Below are 24,038 nucleotides of genomic sequence, written 5' to 3'. Positions count from 1 at the left end.
GTTATTCAAAAAATTGTTTCACTTTGGGATCATTGGATTGTCTTAAGGTATCGAATGTTCCTTCCGCATAACAACGGCCGTCAACCAAAATCACCACCCGGTCGGCAGCCATGCGCACACAGGTCATATCGTGCGAAATGATCAGCGAGGAGGCCCGGTACTTTTTTTGTATTTCAACGATCAATTGAATGATCTCCTTACCGGTAACCGGATCAAGCCCGGTTGTGGGTTCGTCATATAAGATGATCTCCGGTTTAAGAATAAGTGTGCGGGCCAGGGCTATTCTTTTCCGCATACCACCCGACAATTCCGATGGCATCTTATCAATAGTATGTGCCAATCCAACATCTGTCAATGCCTCCAGCACCAGTTGATCTGCCTCGGGTTGGTCCATTTTTATCCAGTGCCTGCGCAACGGGAACTCCAGGTTCTGACGTACCGTCATGGAATCGTACAGGGCATTGCTCTGAAACAGGAACCCTACTTTAGCCCTGATCTGATCCAGCTCATCCCTGTCCAGGTCGGGAATGTTCTTTCCAAACATTTCAATGCTTCCTTCATCGGGTTCCAGCAGACCGATGATGCACTTTATTAAAACAGATTTTCCCGAACCGGATTTACCCAACACCACCACATTCTCTCCGTTACCCAGTACCAGGTTAAAGTCGGTAAGCACAGCCTGTTTGCCAAACGATTTGTACAGGTGTTTGACCGCCATAATAGCCGGTAAGCGTTGTGCTTCTGCTACTACTATTTCCGATTGTTCCTGCACTGTCATTCAATTAATTCAGGTTAAATACATCCGTTATCTGTACCGCCACCAGGTCAATTATAAAGATCACGATCGACGCCACTACCACAGCCGAATTGGCCGACTGCCCTACTCCTTCCGTTCCCTTGTTTGAAAAATAGCCTTTGTAGCAACCTATTATAGCTACTGCAAAGCCAAAGAAAAATGATTTGATAAAAGCGGGCAATACATCACTGAACGCCAGCACGTCGAACACCTGGGTATAAAACAAATGAAAACTGGTTACCCCGCGAATGTTAACCCCCAGGTAGGAGCCGTATAATGAAATGGCGTCACTCAACAGTACCAGCACCGGCAGCATCAGTGTTGACGCCAGCACCCGGGTTACCACCAGGTATTTAAAAGGATTGGTGCCCGATACTTCCATGGCATCGATCTGTTCGGTCACTTTCATGGAGCCCAGCTCGGCGCCAATGCTGCTGCCGATCTTGCCGGCAAAGATGAGGGCGGTGATCACCGGGCCAATTTCACGCACAATCGCAATACCTACCATCGCAGGCAATTGCGACTCCACCCCGTATTCAATCAGCGAAGGCCGTAACTGCATGGTTAATACCAGCCCCATTATAAAACCGGTTAGTCCTATTAATGGAAAGGACTTATATCCAATTACAAAACATTGGCGCACAAACTCCGCCACTTCATAACGCGGCCTGAATAACTCTTTAAAAAAACGACCGGAAAAAGCAGCAATGCCGCCAGTTTCCCGTAAAAACTCATTTGTATTTGCAGATAAAGCCATATAACCAGCTTGTATACAAATCTGCCCAATTTTATGTTTCCCGTTCATGAAGCTGGTCATTAGCTTCATTGATAATCATCAATGAACAGGATCTATAATATAAAGCAAGCCATAACAGGAACGGGTGATAATTCTCACTGCTGCATATGATGATAGTCTGTGTACGTGGCGCCTGTTACATTTAACTTCAGTTTATCATTTATTAATAACCTTAAAATAAAGGAGGATGTATGTCTACCAGAGAATTAACCAGAAGAGGGCAATCATTCCCAGCCTTATTTGATGATTTTTTCAGGCCATGGAACGAATGGTTTGGAATGGGAAAAAGCCTCACTACCCCCGCCGTTAACATCATCGATAACAAAAGTCATTATGAAGTATCTGTTGGCGCGCCCGGCATGAAGAAAAATGATTTCAATATCGATGTGGAAGGTAATATGCTGACAATTAGCTGCGAAAAGGAAGAAAAAAAGGAAGAAAAGGACGAACGCTATACGCGCAAGGAATACAATTATTCTTCGTTCAGCCGCAGTTTTACTTTACCTGAAGAAGTTATTAAAGACAAGATCGAAGCAGCGTATGAAGACGGTGTATTACGCATCAAACTTCCCAAAACCGAAGAAGCTAAAAAGGCAACATCATCAAAACACATTACCGTTAAATAGGCTGTTAGCGTTGGTTTCCCAAAAGTCCCGCTATTGGGTTGGCGGGGCTTTTTTTATTGCTACTCACAGTAACATTCATAAAAAACCGTCCCGATGAATCGGGACGGCGGTATAACACTCAACAAAACACAAATTTTATAATGCCATTATCTTTCCTTTTACTTCTGCTTTTTTAATATTCTCAATGCCATTCAGTAATGCATCGGCATTGAATGAAATGCTGTCGATACCCTGTTGTACCAGGAACTGGGCAAATTCAGGAAAGTCACTTGGCGCCTGGCCGCATAAACCGATCTTCTTCCCGGCAGCTTTTGCCTTTTGGATCACCATGGCCATCATTTGTTTTGCAGCCTCATTTTGTTCACTGAACAGATCACTCACAATGGCGGAGTCACGGTCTATTCCCAGCGTAAGCTGGGTAAGGTCGTTAGAGCCAATGGAAAACCCGTCGAAGATCTCCGCAAATTGTTCTGCCAGCAGCACATTGCTGGGAATTTCGGCCATTACATAAATTTCAAGCGAAGGGTCCATTTCCCGGCTCAACCCGTTTGCCTTCATTACTTCAACCACCTTTTTTCCTTCCGCTACCGTTCTGCAGAACGGGATCATCACTTTTACATTGGTTAATCCCATTACAGTGCGAACGGTTTTAATTGCCTCACATTCCAGGCGGAAACCTTCCCGGTAGCGGTCGTTATAATACCTGGAGGCGCCCCTGAAACCCAGCATGGGATTTTCCTCCTTTGGTTCAAATTGTTCGCCGCCCACCAGGTTCGAATATTCATTGGTCTTGAAATCACTCATGCGCACAATTACATCTTTGGGGTAAAAAGCAGCAGCAATGGTGGCAATTCCCTGTGCCAGTTTATCAACGAAATATTGTTCCTTATCAGGATAATGATGGGTAAGCTGCTCTATACGGTCCTTTGCGGCCTGGTCCTGTAACTCATTAAATTTAATCAGCGCCATGGGATGCACCTGCACAAAATGCGTAATAATAAATTCAATGCGCATCAGTCCCACGCCGCAGTTGGGATAAAACGACAGGGAGAATGCCTTTTCCGGGTCGCCGACAATAAGCATGGGTTTTGTTTTTTCGGGTAATTTCAGCTCACTGAAATCATGTGTGATCTCTTTATACTTCAATTCCCCTTTATAAATGTAACCGGTTTTACCTTCGCAGCAGGAGACGGTAATTGTTTCACCATCCCTGATCATTTGGGTGGCATTGCCCGTTCCAACTATTGCCGGAACGCCCAGCTCCCGGGCTACAATGGACGCATGGCTCGTACGTCCGCCTTTATCGGTAATAATGGCCGCAGCCTTTTTAAGTATAGGGTCCCAGTCGGGACTGGTTATTTCCGTTACTACAATTTCACCATGTTTTAATTTATCAGCTTCGGTTGGCGTGCGTAAGATCCTGGCAATACCGGTAGTTATTTTTGATCCAACCGCTTCGCCTTCTGCCAGCAATACGCCTTTGCGTTCCAACTGGTATTCTTTTACCAATGCCGGGTTTTTCTGTGCATGAATGGTCTCGGGCCGCGCCTGAACAATAAACAGTTCATTGGTAATGCCATCTTTGGCCCATTCAATATCCATTGGCCGCCCGTAATGCGCTTCAATCAGTTGAGCCCATTGCGCAATGCGGATAACCTCTTCATCTGTTAAAACAAACGTTTCTCTTTTATTAACGGGGGTTTCAATATTTACTGTGGATGAGTTGGCATATTCGCTTCCGGCATAAACCATGGTCTTTGCTTTTTCACCCAGCGTTTTTTGAATGATGGCGCGCTTTCCCTTTTGCAGCATTGGTTTAAATACCAGGAACTCGTCGGGTGTAACGGCGCCCTGCACAATATTCTCACCAAGGCCCCATACCCCGCTTACATGAATGATATCCCTGAACCCCGATTCGGGCTCCAGGGTAAAACAAACACCGGCACATGCTTTATCTGCCCTAACCATTTTCTGCACGCCCACAGACAAGGCCACTTTATCGTGCGGGAAATGATTATCCTCCCGGTATTTTATAGCCCGGTCGGTATACAGGGAAGCAAAACATTTTTGTACGGCCAGTAACAATTCTTCCTCTCCTTTTATATTCAGGTACGACTCATGCTGCCCCGCAAAACTTGCTTCCGGCAGATCTTCTGCAGTGGCGCTGGACCTGACAGCTACTTCAAAGCTGGTATTACCACATAAATTCTTATACTCCTGTTTTATGGCAGCAGCTAATTCATTGGGCAGGGAGGCATTTAAAATAAGGCACCTGGCCTGTTTTCCTATATAGTCAAGATTTGAATATTCCTCCCGGTCTAAAAAGCCTAATAACTCATTCAGTTTATCCCGAAGCTGGTTGCCATCAATAAAAAGCCAGAAAGCTTCGGCTGTGGTAGCGAAGCCAGGCGGTATGGCAATTTTTTTTTCAGCCAGTTGATTAACCAATTCACCCAGGGAAGCATTCTTGCCCCCCACCCTGGCCACATCATTAATGCCGATGTCTGTATACTTCAATATCAACGGTTCCATAAAAAATATTTTTACCTGAAGATTTTGCACTATGAACTTACAGCAATATCATTTCCCGTTTACTGATCTTAATCGTGTATTGGTTTGATCTTCGTCATTTCACCTTATATAACGGTTAAATAGTTATGAATGCCTGGCAGATGGGCTAACTTGTTGATTTTATGACGTCGTACAGGAACATCGTTCTGAAGTGGGCCAGGAGAGCAGCTCTTCTTCCTGTATTGCTTATATTATTACTGGCCGGCCTGCTTCTCTTCCTGCACACCTCAGCCGGAAAAGAGCTGTTAAGAGAAAAGGTGGAAGCCTACCTTCAGAAAAAATGGAAAACAGCCGTTTCAATTGGCAGGATTGATTATACCTTACCAAACTGGCTCAGGCTGGAGCGGGTACTTATTCCTGACCAGCAAAACGACACCCTGCTGTATGCCGGTGACTTATACGTTCGCATAAAGATGTTGAAACTGCTGCAGAATACGGTTGACGTTACAACGATCGGGCTGAAGAACGCTACTGTCAATCTTCGCCGCGAACGGGATGACCCTGCGCTCAATTGCCAATTCATCTTTGATTCATTTGCCAAATCACCCAAAAAGAAAAAAGACACGGCTGGCAGTAAACCCCTGCACCTGGCTGTTAAACAGCTTACTTTACAACAGGTCCAATTCAGCCTGAATGATAAAAAAAAACAGGTCTTTCTTTTTGTCCACGTCAACAGGCTTTCCTGTTTGCCTGCCTTATTGGATCCCGGAAAAGGAAACTACAAGATCAACACCCTTGGCATTGCCAACTGTAAGGCAATGCTAACCGACTCCTCGAAGCAGATAAAAAATTACACCCTGCAGGCAGATAGTCTTTCGCTACGGCAGGCTTCACTTGAGCCGAAGAAGATCTATGTAGAAACCATTACCGGCTTCAATAATTCATTCAGCTATCACAATACATCATTGCCAAAAAGAAACGGCATCGATGGCAATCATTTGGACGTGCAACGCTTCAACCTGCAACTAAGCAAAAGCAGCTATGGTCCTTCGGGTGTTTCTGGCAGCTTAATCGAATGCAGTTTTTTGCTCAACAAACAGATGAACGTTAAACAGCTGTATGCTGATTTCCGGCTTACTGATAGTTTATTACAGGTAACTGACGCCGCATTTACCATAAATTATTCCAACCTGCGATCACGAGGAACAATTTCGTTGCCAATAGCGAAGGGTACTTATTCCCTGCCTCCTTCACAGTTCCTCATCGAAACCGGGTCTGTTACCTACAGCGATGTTTTATTAGCAGTTCCTGCATTAGCAAAGAAAATCCCCTTACAATTATTGCCATCCGACCGGCTTACATTTACCAGCAAAGTTTCCGTAACCGGCCGGCAGGTCGCAGCCGATGGGTTGCGCATAGCTGTGTCACGCAATTTGTTGCTGATGAACGGACGTCTTGCGTTACAGCGCAAACAGCAAAACCAGGTCCTGTTGGCCGATCTTCGCCAGTTTCAGTTGAAACGGGAACTGCTTTCAAAAAAGTTGTTACATCAGTTAAAAAACTCCAGGATAACCCTTCCTGAAGCCATCGCACTAACCGGGAGTTTGCAAAGCAGTAAAGCATTAATAAAAGCCAACCTGCATGTTAACAGCACATTCGGACAGGTTACTATCCAGGGAACGGCAAAAAACATCTCCCATCCTCATCAGCTGGTGTATGATGTTCAATTAAAGCCCGACAGGTTTGAAACCGGGAAATGGACAGGCCTTGATTCGATTGTAGGAAAGATCACGGGGGAGATAACAGTTAAGGGCAGTGGCATCGATCCAAAAACCATGACCGCCACGGCGGCAATACAACTCTCATCGGCGGAAATCAATGGTAATGCTTTTTCCGGTATTGAGCTGCATGCAGGGTTGAACCGCTCTGCATTCAGCCTCGCATGGCAAACCCGGGACCCCAACCTGCAAACAACCTGTAACCTGCAGGGTCATTTGGGTCCTGACTATTTAGCCAATGGCACGCTTCACGTTGCCTATGCCGATCTGAAACAGATACGCTTAACCAATGACAGCCTGGTTTACAGCGGCGCGCTGAGGTTGCATGCAGCTTACAAACAACCCGGCACCCTCGTTGCGGAAATTGTTGCAGACAGCAACAACATTATTATCAGTGGCCAAAACTTCCAAACAAACGATTTTTATTTTTTGTGCCGGGCCGATGGGGACAGCACCAACCTATTGGTGAAAGCGCCTTTTTTAAGCGCACAGTTGGCAAGCAACAGTTCCATTGATCAATTAGGCAGGGATATCAGCGTGCTAGCGACAACAATTTACCCGCCAGATACAGCCTCCATTCATCAGCCGATGGCAGCCGCCCAATCATCCCACACTGTTCTGCAATTGACGCTCACAGAAGATTCGTTGCTCAATGTATTGGCGCCAGGGCTCAGCCTGTTGCAGCCCATTACTGTAACGGGCAGGATGAACCCTGCACAAAAAGATTCGCTTTTATTGGTGCAGGTGTTGGCGCCCCGCTTCCGATATAAACAGATTGATGGTCATAACCTGCGCATCGATGGTTTGGCGGCACAAAATTCGATCCGGATAAAAACCATTGCTGACGACAGTACAGGCCGGCACTATTTTGCCGGTGGTATACAGGTAAAAAAAGAGCACGCAGCAACTGTTATAAATATCCTCGACACGCTTATACTCAATTACAACAATTGGACGGTGTCTGCTAACAATTCCATCCATCTGATGAAAGAAGGCTACCTCATTAACCACCTGTTGCTGCAAAACCGGGAGCAATCCATCTCCCTTAGCAGCCAGGCCTCACAAAAGTTATCGCCGCTGGTGATCCGGATCGAACATTTCGATATTGGCAGGCTGTTTAACCTGCTGTCGCCAGGTGATAGTTTGGGGGTGAAGGGCCTCCTGAATGCAGACATGGTGTTACAGCAACCCATTCAAAAAATTCCGTTGGTTACCGGCACTATCAATGCAACGGGTATCGCCTATGGCAATATCCAGGTGGGCGATTTTACCTTTCAATCAACAACCACCAGCGACAGTCTTCTTTTACAGGGAACCTTATCGGGGGGCAACCAGCTATATCTTTATGGCGGCATTGGCCTGAAAGAAAAAGCATTGGCCGTTCAGGTGCAATTGCAGCGGCTCGATATGGACATGGTACATGGATTTACCAGCAGCTTTTTGAGCCGGTTATCGGGCAAGGTAACGGGCAGCATCCAGGTAACTGGCACAGTTAGTAAACCCAGCGTGAACGGCCAGATCGACCTGGACTCTATTCTTTTTGCGATTAAGGAATTGAACACTCCCTACCACATCAACAAACAAAAGCTGGTCGTCGAAAATTCGGACCTTCATTTTAGTCAATTCTCATTGACGGATTCTGCCGGGCATCCGTTTACCATCAACGGAAAGATTGCCGGTTTAATCAATGCTGAACAAAAGCTTGACCTCACTGTAGCCACCAGGGATTTTGCAGTATTGAATGCACCCCGCCAACCGGGGAACCTGCTGTATGGAACGGGGATCATCGATGTAGCCGTGAGTTTGAAAGGCACCAGCCTGTTGCCCGTTATCGAAGGCAATGCATTCCTGCAGGGAAAAAGCAATATTCATGCTATCCTGGCCACACAAAGCACGGCCAACCGGAATAAAAAAGAGGGGATCATTTTTGTGGACATCGACACCCTGAACCGGCTGGCCACCCAGGTAACAAAAGGGCCTGCAGATACCATCACCGTTTTAAAGCCCATTACAGGATTCAGGTACAACCTGAACCTGAAAGTGGATAAAGAGGCTTCACTTTCGATCCTCATGGACCCATCGCACAAGGATGAACTGGTGTTGAAGGGCGAAGCCCAGTTGAATGCAGGTATTGGCAAAGACGGCAGCAGCAGCCTTACCGGTGTTTATCGCCTGCAGTCGGGTTATTATCAAATGAACAACCTGCTGTTGCGCGGAAAGTTCCTGGTAACAAAAGGAAGTACTGTTACCTTCAATGGTGATCCGGCAGCGGCTGATGCCGACATCTCAACTGCATATCAAATTGTAGCCAGCCCCAAAAACCTGCTGAATTACAAAGACGACAACACTTCTCTCCCGCCGCGGGTAACCTTCTCGGTTGTTTTTCTTATAAAGGGTTCGCTTTCCAAACCGGAACTTTCTTTCGACATCCAATTGGAACAGGGAAAAGAGGCGCTGCAAAGCTCGGTGAAGTCAGACATCGAACATGCGCTCAGCCGGCTGCGAAACGACGTAGCCGAAATGAATAAACAGGTGTTTTCATTGTTACTCACCAAACAGTTTGTTGCTACCGGTGAACAAACAGACCTGGAAAGCAGTAACCTCAATGCCAGCAATGCATTGAAGGAGGGGGTGAGCAGTTTTTTATCGGCCGCCATGAACCAGATGGCCGATCAACTGATCAAAGGCGTGGATGTTGACGTGAATGTAAATACGTACAAAACTGCCGATGACCCGGTTTCAAAAACAGACCTGGGCGTTTCCATGTCGAAGAACCTGTTTGAAGACCGCCTGGTGATCCGGATCGAAGAAAACATTCCGGTAGGCAACACCACCGCCACAGCACAAAAAAGCGGCTCACAATACATACCCGATATAACCAGCACGTACAAACTCTCGAAGGATGGCCGGCTGCAACTCAGGGCCTATCAAAAAAATGAATACGATGCCGTATTGCAGGGATATTTTACCCAATACGGCATCAACTTCACCTTTGAACTGGCCTATGATAAATTAAAAGAACTGATCAAACGAAACAAGCAATCCGCCAATGAAAAAGAATGATCTCCACCCTCAAAATACCAGCTTTACTTTGCCTGTTGAACGCTGGCTTATCCTGCAGTGTAAACCGTTATTTGCCTGAGGGGGAAAAGCTGTACCGGGGTGCGGAGATCAACATCAACAAAGCTTCGCAGGTAAACACCAATACCATTGAGATCAGGAAAAGCCTGACGAAATATGCAACCCCAAAACGAAACAGGCTCCTGTTTGGGCAACCGTATAAATTGTGGTGGTGGTATAAGATCAAACAACCCAAAAAAGAAAAAGGATTCAAGAACTGGCTCCGCAATACGCTTGGAGAACCGCCGGTGTTCATCAGCGAACTCACGCCGGAGATCAACAGCCAGTCGATGCAGGCCCAGTTGGAAAACGACGGTTACTTCAACAGCACGGTAACCTTTGATCTTCCGGCCCAAAAAAATAAATGGAAACTGGAGTATACTGCAACGGTGCAGCGTCCTTATCTGTTAGGAAAAACGGCCTGGCTTCCCGATAGCAGCGGTGTGGCCAAAGCCCTGGCAGCCCTGCCAAAGGAAGGGATGCTTTTACCGGAAGGAAAACGGTACAGTACAAAAACCATCAAAGCCGAAAAGGACCGCCTCAGCCTGCTACTGAAAGACAAAGGCTATTATTTTTTCAATCCCGATCAACTCCTGAGTTATGTCGATACCAACAATAATAACTATACTGCAAACATTTATCTGTCCGTCAATGAAAGCATTACGGCTGCTGCCAAAACTCCCTATACCATTAACCGGGTTATTGTACGCACGCCCTTTAGTTCTTTTGACCCGCTGCCCGACAGCCTTATACAACGCCTGCCGCGACAGGATGGCATTTATATCTCCGACTCTGCTAATAAATTTAACCGGTCACTTTTTCCCACAACCATCACCTTTCGAACCGGACAGGTATATTCATTGGCAGAGCAAAAACGATCCCAGGTAAGGCTCAACAGCATTGGCACCTTCCAATACATCAGGCCACAGTTTACCCAAACCGCCGGCAGTGTTGACTCCATGGATGTTACCTGGTACCTTTCACCCTATCGAAAAAAGAAATTCCAAACGGATATCGGTGGTTTTACCCGCAGCAACTCCTATAGCGGCGGAGAACTGGACATCCAATGGGCAAATAAAAACTTCTTAAAGAAAGCACACAACCTCACCATCAAGGCGACCGGGTCGTTTGAAATAACCCCCAACGACTCGTTGCAGTACAACAATAACTGGCGCATAGGAATTGAAGCCACTTATAGTATTCCCAGGTTACTGATGCCTTTTTGGACGGGGCTTAACCTGCCCCTGATCCCCAGGACTTATTTTCCGGTAAGCTTCGACTGGATCAGGCACACAGACCTTTATACAGAAAAGTACCTGCATGGCCGTTATGAACTGGTGTGGAACGACACGCTCACAAGACAGTACCGGTTTACGCCCTTTAGCCTCACCATTACAAACACCGCAAATTTCACCCATAGTTATTTGGGCAGCATACCCCCTGATTCCGCATTTAAATATGTGCTTCCTACCATCATTATTCCTTCATTGGGTTTTCAGTTCATCCTCAGCAACTGGGGTAAAAAGAAACATTCCAGCTATCTGCATGCTGGTGTTGAATTCGCCGGCACTACGCTGGGGATCATCAAAGGCAACCATGGATATTTCTCAACCAAAGTTGGCAATGCCTATTTTATGCAGTTTGTAAAAGCAGGCGTCGATTACCGGTATTTCCTGAAACTGAATCCACAGCTTACCTGGGCCAGCCGCCTTATCATTGGCGCCAGTTATCCCTATGGCAATTCTCCTTTTTTGCCTTTTTCGCGGCAATACCTGATTGGCGGCGCCAACAGCCTGCGCGGTTTTCTTCCCCGCCACCTGGGACCAGGCAGTGCACAGGCAACCGATGCTCAGCAAAGCGCCTTTCCACAAATCGGCGGCGACTATAAACTGGAATCAAGCACCGAGATCCGTTTTCCGCTGGCCGGCCGGTTGAGCAGTGCTTTTTTTGCGGATGCCGGTAATATCTGGATGAAGGATAGCGTGTTGTATGGTAAGGAAGGGCAGCTCACAAACCATTTTTACAAACAAATTGCCCTGGATGCAGGATTTGGGTTGCGGATAGATGTAAGCATTCTGGTCATCCGTTTAGATCTTGCCATGCCCTTTTACAAACCCTGGCAGGAGGAAGGACAGCGATGGACGTTCAAGGATATTCAGTTAGGTAATAAGGATTGGCGGAAGCAAAACCTGATCTGGAATTTTGCATTGGGTTATCCGTTTTAATATATTCAGCTATAGCTTATAAAAAATACCGGTAATTACAAACATATTACCGGTATTACACCTGCTGATCAACCTGAATACAAATTTTAAAAGAATTCACCGGCCTCATTCACTTTTACCTTCATTCGTTTATTTCCGTTTTCCAACAACAGTTTGTATTTTTTGTCGGTACCCTTATCGTCATAATAAGTGACCATATATACGTCTTTTGAAACCCGCCAGTCAGGATATTTTTTTGCAACTGCGCTGGAAACTGCAGCTGGTAATTTTACATTTCCATATTTTTCGGCAGTACGAAGCAACTTCCCATTTTTATCATAAGCAGCGAGAATTTGTCCTTCCGGCAGCACAAATGAAACAAAATAAGAATCATAATCGTCTTCATAATAATCCGATTTCTTTACATCGTACTCAGCAGCGGTGCGTTGAAGCAGCTGAACAGGCTGACTCACCTCTTTTCCACCCACCGATTTAAGGTATTTATAGTTGGTTGCCACTACAGTAACCTCTGGTAATGTTTCCTGCGCAAGAACAGGAACAGCATATCCTGCCGCAAATAATACGATAACAGGTAATAAAACAGAACGTTTCATAATTTTTAAATTTAAAGTTTATAATAAAGTTGCATCATAATCACGCCTGGTTCAAATGAGCTTTATCAACAGGCCAATTGATACCTGTCATGGATATAATCGTAAAACAGGCGGAGTTTTATTATCTATTCATAAAATACAGATCATGGAAACGGCTTTACAAAATAACAGCCTGGCTGCCGGCAGCAGTAAGCTCCGCCAGAAGAAATTCCGGCAGTTTTTTGTAAGTGTGTATGAGGTTCATAGATTTACTGTTGCCTTTTTCAAAGAGGTGTTTGCGGGTCCATACGAACTCAAAGAAGTAGTGCGGCAATGTTACGAGATCGGCTGCAAATCATTACCCATCATTACCCTTACCGCATTTATAACGGGGATCGTATTCACCAAACAAAGCCGTCCTTCCCTTTCTGAGTTTGGCGCTACGTCCTGGCTGCCGTCATTGATAGCCATTGCCATCATCAGGGCCCTGGCCCCGCTTATTACGTCGCTGGTAATAGCCGGTAAGGTAGGGTCCAACATGGGCGCCGAACTGGCTTCCATGCGGGTTACCGAGCAAATAGACGCCATGGAAGTGTCTTCTACCAACCCGTTCAAATTCCTGGTAATTACCCGGGTAGTGTCAATTACCATAACGTTACCGGTCCTTGTCACCTACTTTGCTGGTATTGGCATGTTGGGCTCTTACCTGAATGTTCACCACAATGAATTAACCAGCTTCACCGCATTTATGTCCGATGCCTTTGTGAAGATCACCTGGATCGATCTGTTTTCATCAGCTATAAGGTCAATCATCTACGGTTTTACCATCGGCATTGTCAGCTGCTATAAAGGATATAATGCAAAGCAGGGAACGGTGGGTGTTGGCCGTGCGGCTAATTCAGCAGTGGTGATATCCATGTTCCTGATCTTTATTGAAGAGATCGTGTTGGTTCAAATTGTAAATTATTTCCGTTGAACATGAAAAGGGAACTATCAGGGATCGACAAAAGCACACCGGTAATATCGGTAAAAAAACTGGTTAAGTCTTTTGGCGAAAATGAGGTATTAAAGGGAGTTGACCTTGAATTGTATAAAGGGGAAAACATCGTAATTCTGGGTCGCTCGGGCAGTGGCAAATCGGTATTGATAAAGATCATTGCCGGGTTGTTGAAAGCCGATAGCGGATCTGTAAGCATTTTGGGCAGCGAAGTAAATGACCTGGAAATAAAAGAACTGCGCGAACTGCGGCTGAACATAGGATTCTCCTTTCAAAGCAGCGCGTTGTATGATGGGATGACCGTTTGGGAAAACCTTGAATTTCCATTGGTAAGGAACCGGCGGGAATTGACAAAGGAGCAGGTGAATGAGGCTATAGAACAGGTGCTCACTGATGTAGGTTTATTACAAACAATTGACCAGATGCCAGCGGAATTATCGGGTGGTCAGAAAAAAAGGATCGGTATTGCCCGGATGCTGATACTTAAGCCCGAAATAATGTTATACGATGAGCCTACCGGCGGCCTTGACCCGGTAACCTGCATGGAGATCAACAACCTTATCAATAAGGTACAGCAACAATATAATACCAGTTCAATTATAATTACCCACGATCTCAGTTGCGCCAAAACAACCGGCGACCGCATTGTGATGCTGTCTGATGGAATATTTTTCCGGCAGGGAAGTTTTGAAGAAGTGTTCCGGTCGGATGATGAACGGGTAAGGAATTTCTATAACTATTACATGCTGAACAATGAACAAGCCAAATTATAAACGCCCATTCCTGGTTGGCATTTTTATTATTACCGGGCTGGCCATACTGGTTGCCGGCATCTTTATGATCGGGAGCCAGGATAAACTATTTAACAGGAAGTTCACCCTGAAAGTTATTTTTAACGATGTGAATGGTTTACAACCTGGAAACAATGTATGGTTATCCGGCGTAAAAATAGGTACGGTAAAAAAGATCGCGTTTTTTAACAATATGCAGGTACAGGCCACCATAAGCCTCGACAAACAGGCTGCGCCCCGCATTTGTAAAGATGCCATGGCCCGGATAAGTACAGACGGCTTTATAGGCAATAAAATTGTGGTAATCTATGGGGGCACCATAGAAGCAGGGCCTGTTAAAAACGGTGATTTTCTGCAATGCAGCAAACCCGGCGCTACCACTGAAGACATGCTGGCCACCTTACAACAAAACAACAGCAACCTGCTCAACATCACCGGCAATCTAAAATTGGTTATCGGTAAGATCGCCAATGGAGATGGCCTCATCGGCGCACTGGTTAACGATCCATCCCTTTTAAAGGACTTACATACCACCCTGAAAAACCTGGCAACCACTTCACAAAAAAGCGACCGGGCGATGACTAATATCGAAGCCATAACCGGCCGGTTGAACAATCAGAAAGGCCTGGTAAATGAATTATTTACCGACACTACCCTGTTCATCCAATTAACGGCAACCATCTCAGACCTGAGGCAAACAATGGCCCAGTTAAAAAGCACCACCTCAACTGCGTCTACTTTTATAGATAAAATACAGACAGTTGCCAGTGACCTGGATAATAAAAACAAACCCGCCGGGATGATCTTACATGATGAAGAAATGGCAAAGGAATTGAAGACCACCATCAAAAACCTGAACAGCGGAAGCCACAAGCTCGACGAAGACCTGGAAGCATTACAACACAACTTTCTTTTGAAGGGATATTTTAAGAAGAAAGAAAAAAATAAATGAATACGCGACAATAAAAGTCCGGTCATTTAAATCCTGCTGATTTAAACAAACCGGACCAAAGCACCAGCCATTATTATTAAAAAGCAAATTCTTCTTCCAGTACCAGATCGTTTTCCACACTTGTAACACCGGGAGCGGCCCAGGCGGCATTCTCTGCATCGTCGTGTTCGGCCATGGAACGAACACTGCCATGAAGGATGACCTTGCTGCCATCGATAACTACGGAGATCTTTCCCGAATCAATAGTAGCGCTTCTCGAAAATGCGGCCTCGATCTTATCTTTTATATTTTCAGGTTTCAGATATGGTTTTAGCCTGATGTTATTGTTTATCCGGCGTACTGCGGCGAGTTTTTCAACAACCCGTACAACTTCCTTTCGCTGATAATCCCATTCCAATTCTCCTTCCAGGGTAACAATGCCCTCTTCCACTTTCACTTTCAGCTTTTCGTCGGGTATGCTGGCATGCCATCTTAATGCAAATACCACCGCATCTGCAATTTCGGCATCGGTTTTTCTAAAATTGGGCGACATGCCCACCTGAATATCTTCTGCCACCGCCTTAACCCCGGCAATTTTTTTAGCAGCTTCTTCAGCTATTGCTTTCTTTGAATAAGTATCCACAATTCCTGAAAGGGTAACAATGCCATGTTTAACAGCCACGCCAATTTCCGCTGCGTTCAGGCCGGGTTCCCACTTAAGCTGTTCCATCACATCCTGTTGAATTAAAAGATCACTTTTCATAATTGACAATTTTAACGTTAGAAATTTAAATACCGGATCATACCAAATTTATCATCAAACCACAAAGGGATACCATGAGCAACATCACCACCAATACTGATCCTTGTCTTATAAATAAGCCAGGTATACAAGTAGATTTGAAACAGGAACAATTGATTTTGATTTTATTTAACCACACAGAAATTAAATGTTATGAACAAGTATATGTTGAGCAATGACCTCGAAACACTGTTGGCTGAGAAAAGTGATGTTTGTATCTCGGTAATAATGCCTACACACCGGCTTTCGCCCGGCAAAAGAACTGATCCCGTAGAGCTGAACAATTTGCTGGAGAACGTTAAACTGGAATTACAAAAAAAACACGACAACGCAACTATAGCTCCCCTTACGCTGGCAATGGACGAACTGTATGAACAAATAGACTTTATGCATAATACCGCCGGCATAGGCATCTTTATTTCCGCCGGAGTAAAAAAGCTCATTCCCTTTTTCTTCCCGGTTAAAGAAAGGGTAACCATCGCCCAGGCATTTGACACCAGGGACCTTTTATATGAATCCTATTATGATACTCCGTATGTTGTTTTGCAGTTGTCACAAAAAGAAACAAGGCTGTTCAATGGCCACCTGAATTCCCTTACAGCAATCACCGACGCTAATTTTCCTAAAAAATACGAAGACGAATATGAATACAGCCGGCACAACCGGGGCAACTCCAATACAGGCCATAGCTTTGTAAAGGAAATTGAAAAAGACAGATCGGCTATAGAAGAGATCAGGTTTAAAAATTTTTTCCGCGAAACCGACAAACTATTGAACAATTACCTGCGCAATAAAATACCACTGATAGTTACGGGTGAAAATAAAGACCTCTCCTACTTCAGGCAGGTTACCACGCACGAAGAACAAATCGCCTGCAATGTTCCTGGTAATTACGCCAATTATAATGAACAGGAACTGGGCGCCTTAACCTGGCAGGCCATGAATCTGTTCCTCAACAATAACAAAGACAGGCTTGTAAGGGATTTTACTGAAAAGACAGGGGAAGGACTGGGCATTACAGGCATTGATAATTGCTGGAGGGCGGTGCAGGAAGGAAGGGGTTATAAATTATTGGTAGAAAAGGATTATTCCGTTCCAGGTTATTTGATGGACAATGATGAGTACGACCTGCAACTGCATGAACCCGGGCAAGCCCATCGCACCCTACCCGATGCTGTAAGCAGCCTTATTCAAATGGTGCATGAAAAGAAGGGTGAGGTTGTTATAGTGGAAAACGATGTCCTGAGAGATTACAGAAGGATGGCATTGATCACCAGGTATTAAAACCAGTCAGTTATGGCAAAAAAGAAAACTCCGCAGCAACCTTCAGAGGTGCCTTTACCGGCCAACCCCGATATAGTTCCGGAAAAAATTCCGGAAGAACCTGATTTACCTCCCGAACCAGAGATCTATCCTGACATTGACCCAAATGAACCGGCAACTCCACCAGAGTTGCCGGAAAAATAATCCCGGCATCAGACTGCTGTTATGTTACTACTCCAACGTTTTAAAAAGGGTAACCTGCTGATGGCTACTTCTATCACATCCTGCGGCAACCTGTCGTTTTCCATTCGTTTCATCATGTGTTCTATCATCTCATCCAGCGTAAGGTCCGGGTTCGTAAATTCCCCGTTTGCATAACAATATTTGCAGTAATCATTATTCCTGGTGCCGTCCTTCTCCGTCCCAAATAATTCGGGCGAATCCATTGGCAAACTGCAACTCTGACAATAATATTTACCTGACATAATTATAAGTTTTATGGTTATCTCAAGTTAACAATAAAGGCCCCTCAAAGCCATTGAGAACAGTCAAAAGCTGCCATGAGAATCGTCATTGAAACCGGCCTGTGAATAGCCCTACATTTGAGTATTGGGTAACCAAATTTTTATTTTATGCGCCCCCTGCTTATCGTCCTCAATGCATTCGTTGGCATAACCTCCACGCTTATAGGTATGCTTTTGATAGCATATCCGGTTTTAACAGCTTATAGCTATTCCCTGGATTTTTTAAACCCTGCATTCTCTAAAAACTTCCTGGTGCCAGGCACTGCATTTATAACAACCGGCATTATAAACCTGTCGGCGCTGATAGCCAATGTGCAACACAACAAAGCGCAATACAATCTGTCACTGGTAGGCGGCTTATCCATGATATCGTGGGTGGTTGTACATGCGTTGCTGTTACAAACAATGCCCTGGTTATACAGCACCTACCTGGTCTGTGGATGCCTGATCATGATCGTGGCATGGCAGCTAAAAGGAAAATGGGCAGCTTAACTTTTATCACCTTTCAATAATTTCCCATGTTTACCAACCGAAAACAGGCCGCGCTGCAATTGGCAAAGGCCCTTGAAAAATACAGCAATCAGAACGTTCTGGTATTGGGAATAGCCAGAGGCGGCATTGAAACCGCCTATTATATTGCCCGGCAGCTCAATGCGGAATTATCCTTCCTTATTGTACGGAAATTAAGTCATCTGCAAAACCCGGAATATGCTTTGGGCGCTATGGCCGAAGATGGAACGGTTTATTATAACCCCGGTCATAAAACAAAAATCTCACAGGAAATGCTCGATAATATCGAAGAGCAGCAACAACAAGAAATTGAACGCAGGAAACAGGTCTTTCGAAAAGTACAGGTACTGCCGGAGATCAATAACAGGACCATCATTATTGCGGACGATGGTATTGCTACCGGCGCTACTATTTTTGCCGCTATAAAAATGTGCAAACAAAAAGGGGCAGCAAAAATTATTGTGGCGGCTCCCGTGTGCGCAAAAAGCACAGCAAATGAGCTTATAAAAGAAGCCGATGAAGTGATCATGCTCACAACACCGGATCAGTTCATGGCAGTTGCCCAATTTTATGAATCGTTCCGGGACCTCAGCGACCAGGAAACACTTGACTTTTTAAAAAGATGGGAAAAAAGAGCCGTTTGATTGTTTAATCCGGCATTCAAATTCCCTGACGCCGGCTATCCCGCACCCTGATAATTCTCAGGTACGACCCTTGAGGGCACTCATTCAAAACCGCCTTCCGGTTAATGTAATATTGTAGTGTTCTTTTATACACGCAATAAAATTTCTTTTATATGTTACCTGATAATTTCAACAAAGACTTTACAAAAGCATTTACCCAAAATTGCATTTTGTACTCAACCACTGAGGAATACAGCCACGGGAATCTGTTGTTCATCCAATTTACCGGCGATGCCCGGGAAATAAAGCCAATAGCTGTTTCAGTTACGAATAATATGTACCAGGGCAAACTGGTTTCGCGTATTATATGGGGCCTCGAAAATAAAAGCATTCCCAATGCAAGCCTGCTCTGCAGCACGATAAGAAATCTTATCAATGAATTAAATGTATACATCCGGCAGGAACCTTATACCTGTACCCACTGCAATGAACTGATACACACGTTGGGTGCCTTTTATGAGTTGGCCAACTCATTGAACAATGATCTTTCCGAACAGGTTTTAAATAAAATGAAAGATCTCGATGCCTGCATTTATAATACAGACCGGCACGCAGATATTAACAGTTACTATTTATTTGAAACAATAGAACAGATTGAATTTTATTTGAAGAACCTGTTAACTTACTATTACCATTTCCTGATTGTAAAAGAAATGGAAAATGAAAATAACAATGGGATTGGGCTTACCACCCAGGTAGCAGATTACCTGTTGGAATTGATAGGCATGATAGAAACAGTAAGCAATGATATTGAGAATGTGCTCGATATGCTTTTAACATGGGAGGTTCGTGTAGATCTTTGTGAAGAACAGGCTATACATAATTAAGAGCCGTTTACTGCAAGCCTTTTTTAATGATACATATCATTGTCCGTTGTGACGAGGCTCATTTTTCTGCATGACGCAGAATAGTAATTTACATCAAAATCATATTTTATGACCCGCTACGCCTCACTTCAAAAGAATAAATCAAACAGCCTGAAAAGTCCGGCGCGCGTAATATCATTGCTCAGTGCCGGCAAGAAAGAAAAGCATAACCATGCACCAAAACATGGCAAAAAATCAAAAGACGAACTGCCTTTATTTCATAATGAACGAATTTTCAAAGCTAAAGATCACGATCCATTATAATATGGATCATTTCTTCGCAAGTACATTTATTCAGCCTCATTATCGCGGAAACAAACAGTAAACACCGTACCCTCATTTTGCCGGCTTACAAATGTAATATCACCTTCAAGCAGTTCAATGTACCTTTTTACAATATTTAAACCCAGGCCGGTACCCTGGATGTTGGTGGCATTCTTTGCCCGGTAAAATTTACCAAACAGGTTTTTCTGTTCTTCTTCCGGTATGCCTATTCCTTCATCCTTTACCTTTATTAATACCTGGTTGTTCTCCACTTCAATGCTCAGGGAGATCAATTTGTTTTCTTCGGAATATTTAATGGCATTGGAAAGCAGGTTCAACAACACATTCCTCAGGATCTTTTTATCCTGGTTTATTTTTTTTCTGCCCTCATAAAAAAGCAGAATTACCTGGCCCTTTTTCAGTACGCCATTCAATTCTTCAATGATGGAGGCCGATAACTCATGAAGGTCCAATGGTTCTTTAACCACCTGTACCTTTCCCTGTTCAAGTTTGTCGAGCGAAAGAAAATCGCTTAAAATATCGGTCAGGTTTTTAACAGACGATTTTATTCTTTCCGTATGTTTTTTCCTGCTCTCCTGCTGCTCTTCTTTGGTATACTGTTCAATAAGGGAGGTGCTGCTAAGTATGGTGGTAAGCGGCGTGCGAAACTCATGCGAAGCTATTGACATAAAACGCGACTTCAACTCACTCAATTCTTTTTCCCTTGCCAGGGCTTCGGTTAGTTCATGTGTTCTTTCCATCACTTTCCTTTCCAGGGAAGCGTTGATCTTTTCCAGGGCGGCCTGGCTTTCCCGGAGCGCTTTCTCCGCCTGTTTTTGCTGGGTTATATCAATACTTAATGTAACCAGCTGCCCCGGCTTCAGCGAATAAAAGCTGCGATCGAACCACCGGCCAATGGATTCAAAATACTGCTGGTACCTCACGTTCTCGCCTTTTTCAACCCGGGGTATTATCCCGATCACCTCTTTATCGAGCGGCCCAAAAAATTCACTTCTCAGGTGGCCAATGATCTCACGGCGGCTTTTACCCATTATTTTTTCGGTGGCAGGATTAACTTCTAAGAACAACAGATCGGCAATATTGCCGCTGGCGTCTTTTACAATTTCCTGCAGCATAAAAGATTCGTGAATGCCTTCAAACATCAGGCGATACTCCCTCTCACTCTGGCGGATATGATCTTCTGCATTTACTCTTTCAGAAATATCGGTAACAAAAGCTACCGCCAGTTGCTCCCCATACAGTTCGTAATGCCCCAGGCTGATCTCAACAGGAAATTCCGAACCATTCTTTTTTTTGGCAAACAGGTTCAGTCCATACCCCATCGGCCTTGCTTTAGGGCTTTCAAAATACTTATCCCGGTATTTGGTGTGTTTTTTCTGCATCGCCTCGGGAATCAGCAATTCAACAGGCTGGCTAATCAATTCCTCATTCTTAAACCCGAACATTTTCTCAATACAGGGATTGGCCAGTTGAATGTAACCTTCCCTGTTAATTACAAGGATACCAATCGTAGCATATTGGAATAGTGCCTGGAATCCGGCTTCGCTTTCAAATGATAATATTTGGGGATCAGACATGGATAACCAAGTTTAAATAAGTAATTTCTTATTCACCAGTGGTCTCATTGCAAGCACGCTATTTAATTCACGCCTTTCTCCGGCGCCTGCCGCCGTTGTAACGGGTTGTATCAAAGGTAAATCAGTTTACTGAATAAAAAATATGGTTAACCTAATGACAAGACCTTGAGATTTAAATATATAACCCGATGCCTATCAATACCCTTTTAAATACGATTGCCTGTTCACCTGAGCACTGTCATAATTTGGAATAACAGGCATCATTGCCAACAGGCGCCTGTACAGCTAGTTTTGAAAAAGAGATAGCTCATATGATAATAACCATCACCATGAACCCGGCGGTAGATAAAAGCACCACTATAAACAAGCTGGTGGCCGAGAAAAAAATGCGGTGCAGCGAAATGGTTACCGAAGCAGGCGGAGGCGGTATAAACGTTAGTAAGGCCCTGAAAGAACTGGGCAGTGATTCGCTGGCTGTTTTCCCATCGGGCGGTATCAATGGCCAGCTGATTGAAAAATACCTGCAGGCCCGGGACATCCCTTACCAAACAATTCCCATTGAAAAAGAAACCCGGGAAAATATTGTTGTGCGGGAAAACGATACCAACCTGCAATACCGCTTTGTAATGCCCGGCGCTTCCTTAACCGAAAGGGAAGCGCAGTTATGTTTACAAATGATACAGCAGTTACAGCCGGCGCCTGACTATATAGTGGCCAGCGGCAGCCTGCCCCCCGGTTTACCGGAGCATTTTTTTGCCAGCCTGGCCAAAACCGCCAAACAGGTACATGCCCGTTTTATCATCGACACTTCGGGCCTGCCTTTACAACTGGCCGCCAAAGAAGGCGTATACCTGTTAAAACCCAATTTAAGCGAACTATGCGCCCTGGCGGGCGTATCTTACCTCCCGGTAAATGAAGTGAAGGATGCAGCCCTTAAAGTGATTAAACAGCAGCAATGCGAAGTAATGGTGGTTTCCATGGGCCCCGAAGGCGCCCTGCTGGTTACGCATAATGGGTATGAACCGGTACCGGCTCCAACGGTAAAAAAGCAAAGCACCGTGGGCGCCGGCGACAGTATGGTGGCCGGCATGGTGTTCATGCTGTCGCAGGGAAGGTCATTACCCGAAACCGTACGGTTTGGGGTGGCCTGCGGCACTGCCGCCACTATGAACCCCGGCACTCAGTTGTTTAAAAAGGAAGACGTTTACCAGCTTTATCACAGGATCAGTTAACATACAGATCAGCAAATTCTATGTCTTCATTTTGCTATGTTGCCCGATTTTTGTACCTTTTTTAAGGTAATCATACATATTATGAAAAAAATACTGGTCGTTGAAGACAACATGCAGATCAGGGAAAATACCGCAGAGATCTTAAGCCTTGCGGGATATGAAACTTATGAGGCGGAAAACGGTAAAAAAGGAGTGGAAGCTGCATTACATAAAAAGCCCGATCTGATCATTTGTGACATCATGATGCCTGAACTGGACGGTTATGGCGTATTACATTTATTAAAGAAAAACCCTGACACAGAACATATCCCCTTTATATTCCTTACCGCCAAAGCCGAACGGGCCGACTTCAGAAAAGGCATGGAAATGGGCGCAGACGATTACATCAGCAAACCCTTTGATGACATAGAACTGTTGAAAGCAATTGAAATAAGACTGAAGAAGACCGATATTATAAAAATGCAATACCCGGCCGGCGAAAAAGGCGCCGGTGAGTTGATCAAAGACCTGAAAGATTCAGGTTTTCTGGCCCTTGATCCCGAGCTGTACGACAGTGAGCGGCTTAACAAGAGAATGAACCTGTACAAAGAAGGAAAGCGGCCCAAATTCCTGTATGTAGTTAAAAGCGGTAAAATAAAAACATACCGCGTAAATGACGATGGCAAGGAATACATCACCAATCTTTACAGCGCCGGCGACTATATAGGCCACGCAGCATTGCTGGAAGATGCCAATTACAATGATTCGGCAGAAGTACTGGAAGAAGCCGAGGTTATCGCGATCCCCAAAGAAGATTTTCTACAGGCGATTTTCCACGATCTGAACATTACCACCCGGTTTATAAAACTGATCTCGAAAGATGTAAAAGCAAAAGAAGAACGACTGCTGCACCTGGCTTACGACTCGCTCCGCAAACGGGTAGCCAAAGCGCTCGTAGACATTCATCAAAAATTCAACAAAGAAAATAAAGACGCGGCCAGCATCGCCATCTCAAGGGAAGACATTGCCCAATACATAGGAACAGCCACCGAATCGCTCATTCGTACGTTGAGCGATTTCAAATCGGAAAAACTGATAGAGATCAACGATGGGAAAATAAAGATCACACAGCCCGACAAGCTCAGTAATTTATTATATTAAGTAACCATCAAAT

General features: G+C 44.8%; 21 protein-coding genes. 14 read left to right on the top strand and 7 right to left on the bottom strand.

The genetic code is table 11. The features are described 5' to 3' along the window. Position 1 precedes the first annotated feature (1 nt). The gene (locus tag NIAKO_RS09265; RefSeq protein WP_014218158.1) at positions 2 to 778 is read right to left on the bottom strand and encodes an ABC transporter ATP-binding protein; all 777 of its coding nucleotides are present in this window, start codon (positions 776 to 778) and stop codon (positions 2 to 4) included. Positions 779 to 782: 4 nt separating this feature from the next. Further along, the gene (locus tag NIAKO_RS09260; RefSeq protein WP_041348318.1) at positions 783 to 1,553 is read right to left on the bottom strand and encodes an MlaE family ABC transporter permease; all 771 of its coding nucleotides are present in this window, start codon (positions 1,551 to 1,553) and stop codon (positions 783 to 785) included. Positions 1,554 to 1,783: 230 nt separating this feature from the next. On the opposite strand from NIAKO_RS09260, the gene NIAKO_RS09255 reads away from it, so the two are divergent. Then, positions 1,784 to 2,218 carry an Hsp20/alpha crystallin family protein gene (locus tag NIAKO_RS09255; protein WP_014218156.1) on the top strand — a complete coding sequence of 145 codons (435 nt, stop codon included), beginning with the start codon at positions 1,784 to 1,786 and terminating at the stop codon, positions 2,216 to 2,218. Positions 2,219 to 2,353: 135 nt separating this feature from the next. Here the strand turns inward: NIAKO_RS09255 and ppsA are convergent, their stop codons facing one another. After that, positions 2,354 to 4,750 (bottom strand): phosphoenolpyruvate synthase, encoded by a 2,397-nt coding sequence (ppsA, locus tag NIAKO_RS09250; protein WP_014218155.1) that lies wholly within the window; start codon positions 4,748 to 4,750, stop codon positions 2,354 to 2,356. Between the two features lie 161 nt (positions 4,751 to 4,911). Here ppsA and NIAKO_RS09245 point away from each other — a divergent pair, with 161 nt between their 5' ends. Both NIAKO_RS09245 and tamL read left to right on the top strand, forming a co-directional pair. Further along, a complete protein-coding gene (locus NIAKO_RS09245; protein WP_014218154.1) occupies positions 4,912 to 9,570 on the top strand; it encodes a translocation/assembly module TamB domain-containing protein in 4,659 nt (1,552 codons plus the stop codon). Further along, positions 9,567 to 11,852, top strand: coding sequence for a translocation and assembly module lipoprotein TamL (gene tamL / locus NIAKO_RS09240; RefSeq protein WP_014218153.1), 2,286 nt, complete (start codon positions 9,567 to 9,569; stop codon positions 11,850 to 11,852). The genes NIAKO_RS09245 and tamL overlap by 4 nt, the downstream gene beginning before the upstream one ends. Positions 11,853 to 11,938: 86 nt before the next feature. Here tamL and NIAKO_RS09235 read toward each other — a convergent pair whose 3' ends face one another. Beyond that, on the bottom strand, positions 11,939 to 12,445 hold the full coding sequence (locus tag NIAKO_RS09235; RefSeq protein WP_014218152.1) for a nicotinic acid mononucleotide adenylyltransferase: 507 nt from the start codon (positions 12,443 to 12,445) through the stop codon (positions 11,939 to 11,941). A 145-nt stretch (positions 12,446 to 12,590) separates the two neighbouring features. Here NIAKO_RS09235 and NIAKO_RS09230 point away from each other — a divergent pair, with 145 nt between their 5' ends. The 3 genes from NIAKO_RS09230 to NIAKO_RS09220 are packed head-to-tail and all read left to right on the top strand — an operon-like array spanning position 12,591 to position 15,164. Continuing rightward, a complete protein-coding gene (locus NIAKO_RS09230; RefSeq protein ID WP_014218151.1) occupies positions 12,591 to 13,400 on the top strand; it encodes an MlaE family ABC transporter permease in 810 nt (269 codons plus the stop codon). Positions 13,401 to 13,402: 2 nt separating this feature from the next. Beyond that, complete coding sequence (locus NIAKO_RS09225) at positions 13,403 to 14,194, top strand: ABC transporter ATP-binding protein (protein WP_014218150.1); 792 nt, start codon at positions 13,403 to 13,405, stop codon at positions 14,192 to 14,194. Further along, on the top strand, positions 14,175 to 15,164 hold the full coding sequence (locus NIAKO_RS09220) for an MlaD family protein (protein WP_014218149.1): 990 nt from the start codon (positions 14,175 to 14,177) through the stop codon (positions 15,162 to 15,164). The genes NIAKO_RS09225 and NIAKO_RS09220 overlap by 20 nt, the downstream gene beginning before the upstream one ends. A gap of 76 nt (positions 15,165 to 15,240) precedes the next feature. Here the strand turns inward: NIAKO_RS09220 and NIAKO_RS09215 are convergent, their stop codons facing one another. Beyond that, positions 15,241 to 15,906 (bottom strand): BON domain-containing protein, encoded by a 666-nt coding sequence (locus NIAKO_RS09215; RefSeq protein ID WP_014218148.1) that lies wholly within the window; start codon positions 15,904 to 15,906, stop codon positions 15,241 to 15,243. A gap of 192 nt (positions 15,907 to 16,098) precedes the next feature. Between NIAKO_RS09215 and NIAKO_RS09210 the strand changes: the two genes are divergently transcribed. Together NIAKO_RS09210 and NIAKO_RS38445 are read left to right on the top strand one after the other, a co-directional pair. Then, positions 16,099 to 17,229 (top strand): baeRF3 domain-containing protein, encoded by a 1,131-nt coding sequence (locus NIAKO_RS09210; RefSeq protein WP_014218146.1) that lies wholly within the window; start codon positions 16,099 to 16,101, stop codon positions 17,227 to 17,229. A 12-nt stretch (positions 17,230 to 17,241) separates the two neighbouring features. Then, positions 17,242 to 17,412: a hypothetical protein gene (locus NIAKO_RS38445; protein WP_014218145.1), complete on the top strand. Its 171-nt coding sequence runs from the start codon at positions 17,242 to 17,244 to the stop codon at positions 17,410 to 17,412. Between the two features lie 8 nt (positions 17,413 to 17,420). Here the strand turns inward: NIAKO_RS38445 and NIAKO_RS09205 are convergent, their stop codons facing one another. Further along, positions 17,421 to 17,693 (bottom strand): zinc ribbon domain-containing protein, encoded by a 273-nt coding sequence (locus tag NIAKO_RS09205; protein WP_014218144.1) that lies wholly within the window; start codon positions 17,691 to 17,693, stop codon positions 17,421 to 17,423. Positions 17,694 to 17,840: 147 nt separating this feature from the next. On the opposite strand from NIAKO_RS09205, the gene NIAKO_RS09200 reads away from it, so the two are divergent. From NIAKO_RS09200 to NIAKO_RS09185, 4 genes are all read left to right on the top strand, one after another. After that, positions 17,841 to 18,224: a hypothetical protein gene (locus NIAKO_RS09200; protein WP_014218143.1), complete on the top strand. Its 384-nt coding sequence runs from the start codon at positions 17,841 to 17,843 to the stop codon at positions 18,222 to 18,224. 26 nt (positions 18,225 to 18,250) lie between these two features. Beyond that, on the top strand, positions 18,251 to 18,886 hold the full coding sequence (locus NIAKO_RS09195; RefSeq protein WP_014218142.1) for a phosphoribosyltransferase: 636 nt from the start codon (positions 18,251 to 18,253) through the stop codon (positions 18,884 to 18,886). A 152-nt stretch (positions 18,887 to 19,038) separates the two neighbouring features. Continuing rightward, positions 19,039 to 19,752: a hypothetical protein gene (locus NIAKO_RS09190; protein WP_014218141.1), complete on the top strand. Its 714-nt coding sequence runs from the start codon at positions 19,039 to 19,041 to the stop codon at positions 19,750 to 19,752. 108 nt (positions 19,753 to 19,860) lie between these two features. Then, positions 19,861 to 20,055, top strand: a complete 195-nt coding sequence (locus tag NIAKO_RS09185; protein WP_014218140.1) for a hypothetical protein — start codon at positions 19,861 to 19,863, stop codon at positions 20,053 to 20,055. Between the two features lie 26 nt (positions 20,056 to 20,081). Here NIAKO_RS09185 and NIAKO_RS36570 read toward each other — a convergent pair whose 3' ends face one another. Next, a complete protein-coding gene (locus NIAKO_RS36570; RefSeq protein WP_014218139.1) occupies positions 20,082 to 21,653 on the bottom strand; it encodes a sensor histidine kinase in 1,572 nt (523 codons plus the stop codon). A 311-nt stretch (positions 21,654 to 21,964) separates the two neighbouring features. Here NIAKO_RS36570 and NIAKO_RS09175 point away from each other — a divergent pair, with 311 nt between their 5' ends. Continuing rightward, positions 21,965 to 22,885, top strand: coding sequence for a 1-phosphofructokinase family hexose kinase (locus tag NIAKO_RS09175; protein WP_014218138.1), 921 nt, complete (start codon positions 21,965 to 21,967; stop codon positions 22,883 to 22,885). A gap of 81 nt (positions 22,886 to 22,966) precedes the next feature. Beyond that, entirely contained in the window at positions 22,967 to 24,025 is a 1,059-nt protein-coding gene (locus NIAKO_RS09170; protein WP_014218137.1) for a response regulator, read from the top strand. Positions 24,026 to 24,038 lie beyond the last annotated feature (13 nt).

Origin of the sequence: Niastella koreensis GR20-10 (assembly GCF_000246855.1) — a bacterium.
Lineage (GTDB): Bacteria > Bacteroidota > Bacteroidia > Chitinophagales > Chitinophagaceae > Niastella > Niastella koreensis.
Note: the sequence above shows the minus strand (reverse complement) of the source record. Positions and strands in the feature narration are given on the sequence as shown.

What these genes read in the sequence shown, in the direction of transcription:
- NIAKO_RS09190 (WP_014218141.1), top strand. Translation starts at nt 19,039, where the DNA reads ATGTTACCTGATAATTTCAACAAAGACTTTACAAAAGCATTTACCCAA.
- NIAKO_RS09210 (WP_014218146.1), top strand. Translation starts at nt 16,099, where the DNA reads ATGAACAAGTATATGTTGAGCAATGACCTCGAAACACTGTTGGCTGAG.
- NIAKO_RS09260 (WP_041348318.1), bottom strand. Translation starts at nt 1,553, where the DNA reads ATGGCTTTATCTGCAAATACAAATGAGTTTTTACGGGAAACTGGCGGC.
- NIAKO_RS09245 (WP_014218154.1), top strand. Translation starts at nt 4,912, where the DNA reads ATGACGTCGTACAGGAACATCGTTCTGAAGTGGGCCAGGAGAGCAGCT.
- NIAKO_RS09265 (WP_014218158.1), bottom strand. Translation starts at nt 778, where the DNA reads ATGACAGTGCAGGAACAATCGGAAATAGTAGTAGCAGAAGCACAACGC.
- NIAKO_RS09220 (WP_014218149.1), top strand. Translation starts at nt 14,175, where the DNA reads ATGAACAAGCCAAATTATAAACGCCCATTCCTGGTTGGCATTTTTATT.
- tamL (WP_014218153.1), top strand. Translation starts at nt 9,567, where the DNA reads ATGATCTCCACCCTCAAAATACCAGCTTTACTTTGCCTGTTGAACGCT.
- NIAKO_RS09255 (WP_014218156.1), top strand. Translation starts at nt 1,784, where the DNA reads ATGTCTACCAGAGAATTAACCAGAAGAGGGCAATCATTCCCAGCCTTA.
- NIAKO_RS09195 (WP_014218142.1), top strand. Translation starts at nt 18,251, where the DNA reads ATGTTTACCAACCGAAAACAGGCCGCGCTGCAATTGGCAAAGGCCCTT.
- NIAKO_RS09205 (WP_014218144.1), bottom strand. Translation starts at nt 17,693, where the DNA reads ATGTCAGGTAAATATTATTGTCAGAGTTGCAGTTTGCCAATGGATTCG.
- NIAKO_RS09185 (WP_014218140.1), top strand. Translation starts at nt 19,861, where the DNA reads ATGACCCGCTACGCCTCACTTCAAAAGAATAAATCAAACAGCCTGAAA.
- NIAKO_RS09225 (WP_014218150.1), top strand. Translation starts at nt 13,403, where the DNA reads ATGAAAAGGGAACTATCAGGGATCGACAAAAGCACACCGGTAATATCG.
- ppsA (WP_014218155.1), bottom strand. Translation starts at nt 4,750, where the DNA reads ATGGAACCGTTGATATTGAAGTATACAGACATCGGCATTAATGATGTG.
- NIAKO_RS09215 (WP_014218148.1), bottom strand. Translation starts at nt 15,906, where the DNA reads ATGAAAAGTGATCTTTTAATTCAACAGGATGTGATGGAACAGCTTAAG.
- NIAKO_RS09230 (WP_014218151.1), top strand. Translation starts at nt 12,591, where the DNA reads ATGGAAACGGCTTTACAAAATAACAGCCTGGCTGCCGGCAGCAGTAAG.
- NIAKO_RS36570 (WP_014218139.1), bottom strand. Translation starts at nt 21,653, where the DNA reads ATGTCTGATCCCCAAATATTATCATTTGAAAGCGAAGCCGGATTCCAG.
- NIAKO_RS09175 (WP_014218138.1), top strand. Translation starts at nt 21,965, where the DNA reads ATGATAATAACCATCACCATGAACCCGGCGGTAGATAAAAGCACCACT.
- NIAKO_RS09235 (WP_014218152.1), bottom strand. Translation starts at nt 12,445, where the DNA reads ATGAAACGTTCTGTTTTATTACCTGTTATCGTATTATTTGCGGCAGGA.
- NIAKO_RS09170 (WP_014218137.1), top strand. Translation starts at nt 22,967, where the DNA reads ATGAAAAAAATACTGGTCGTTGAAGACAACATGCAGATCAGGGAAAAT.
- NIAKO_RS38445 (WP_014218145.1), top strand. Translation starts at nt 17,242, where the DNA reads ATGGCAAAAAAGAAAACTCCGCAGCAACCTTCAGAGGTGCCTTTACCG.
- NIAKO_RS09200 (WP_014218143.1), top strand. Translation starts at nt 17,841, where the DNA reads ATGCGCCCCCTGCTTATCGTCCTCAATGCATTCGTTGGCATAACCTCC.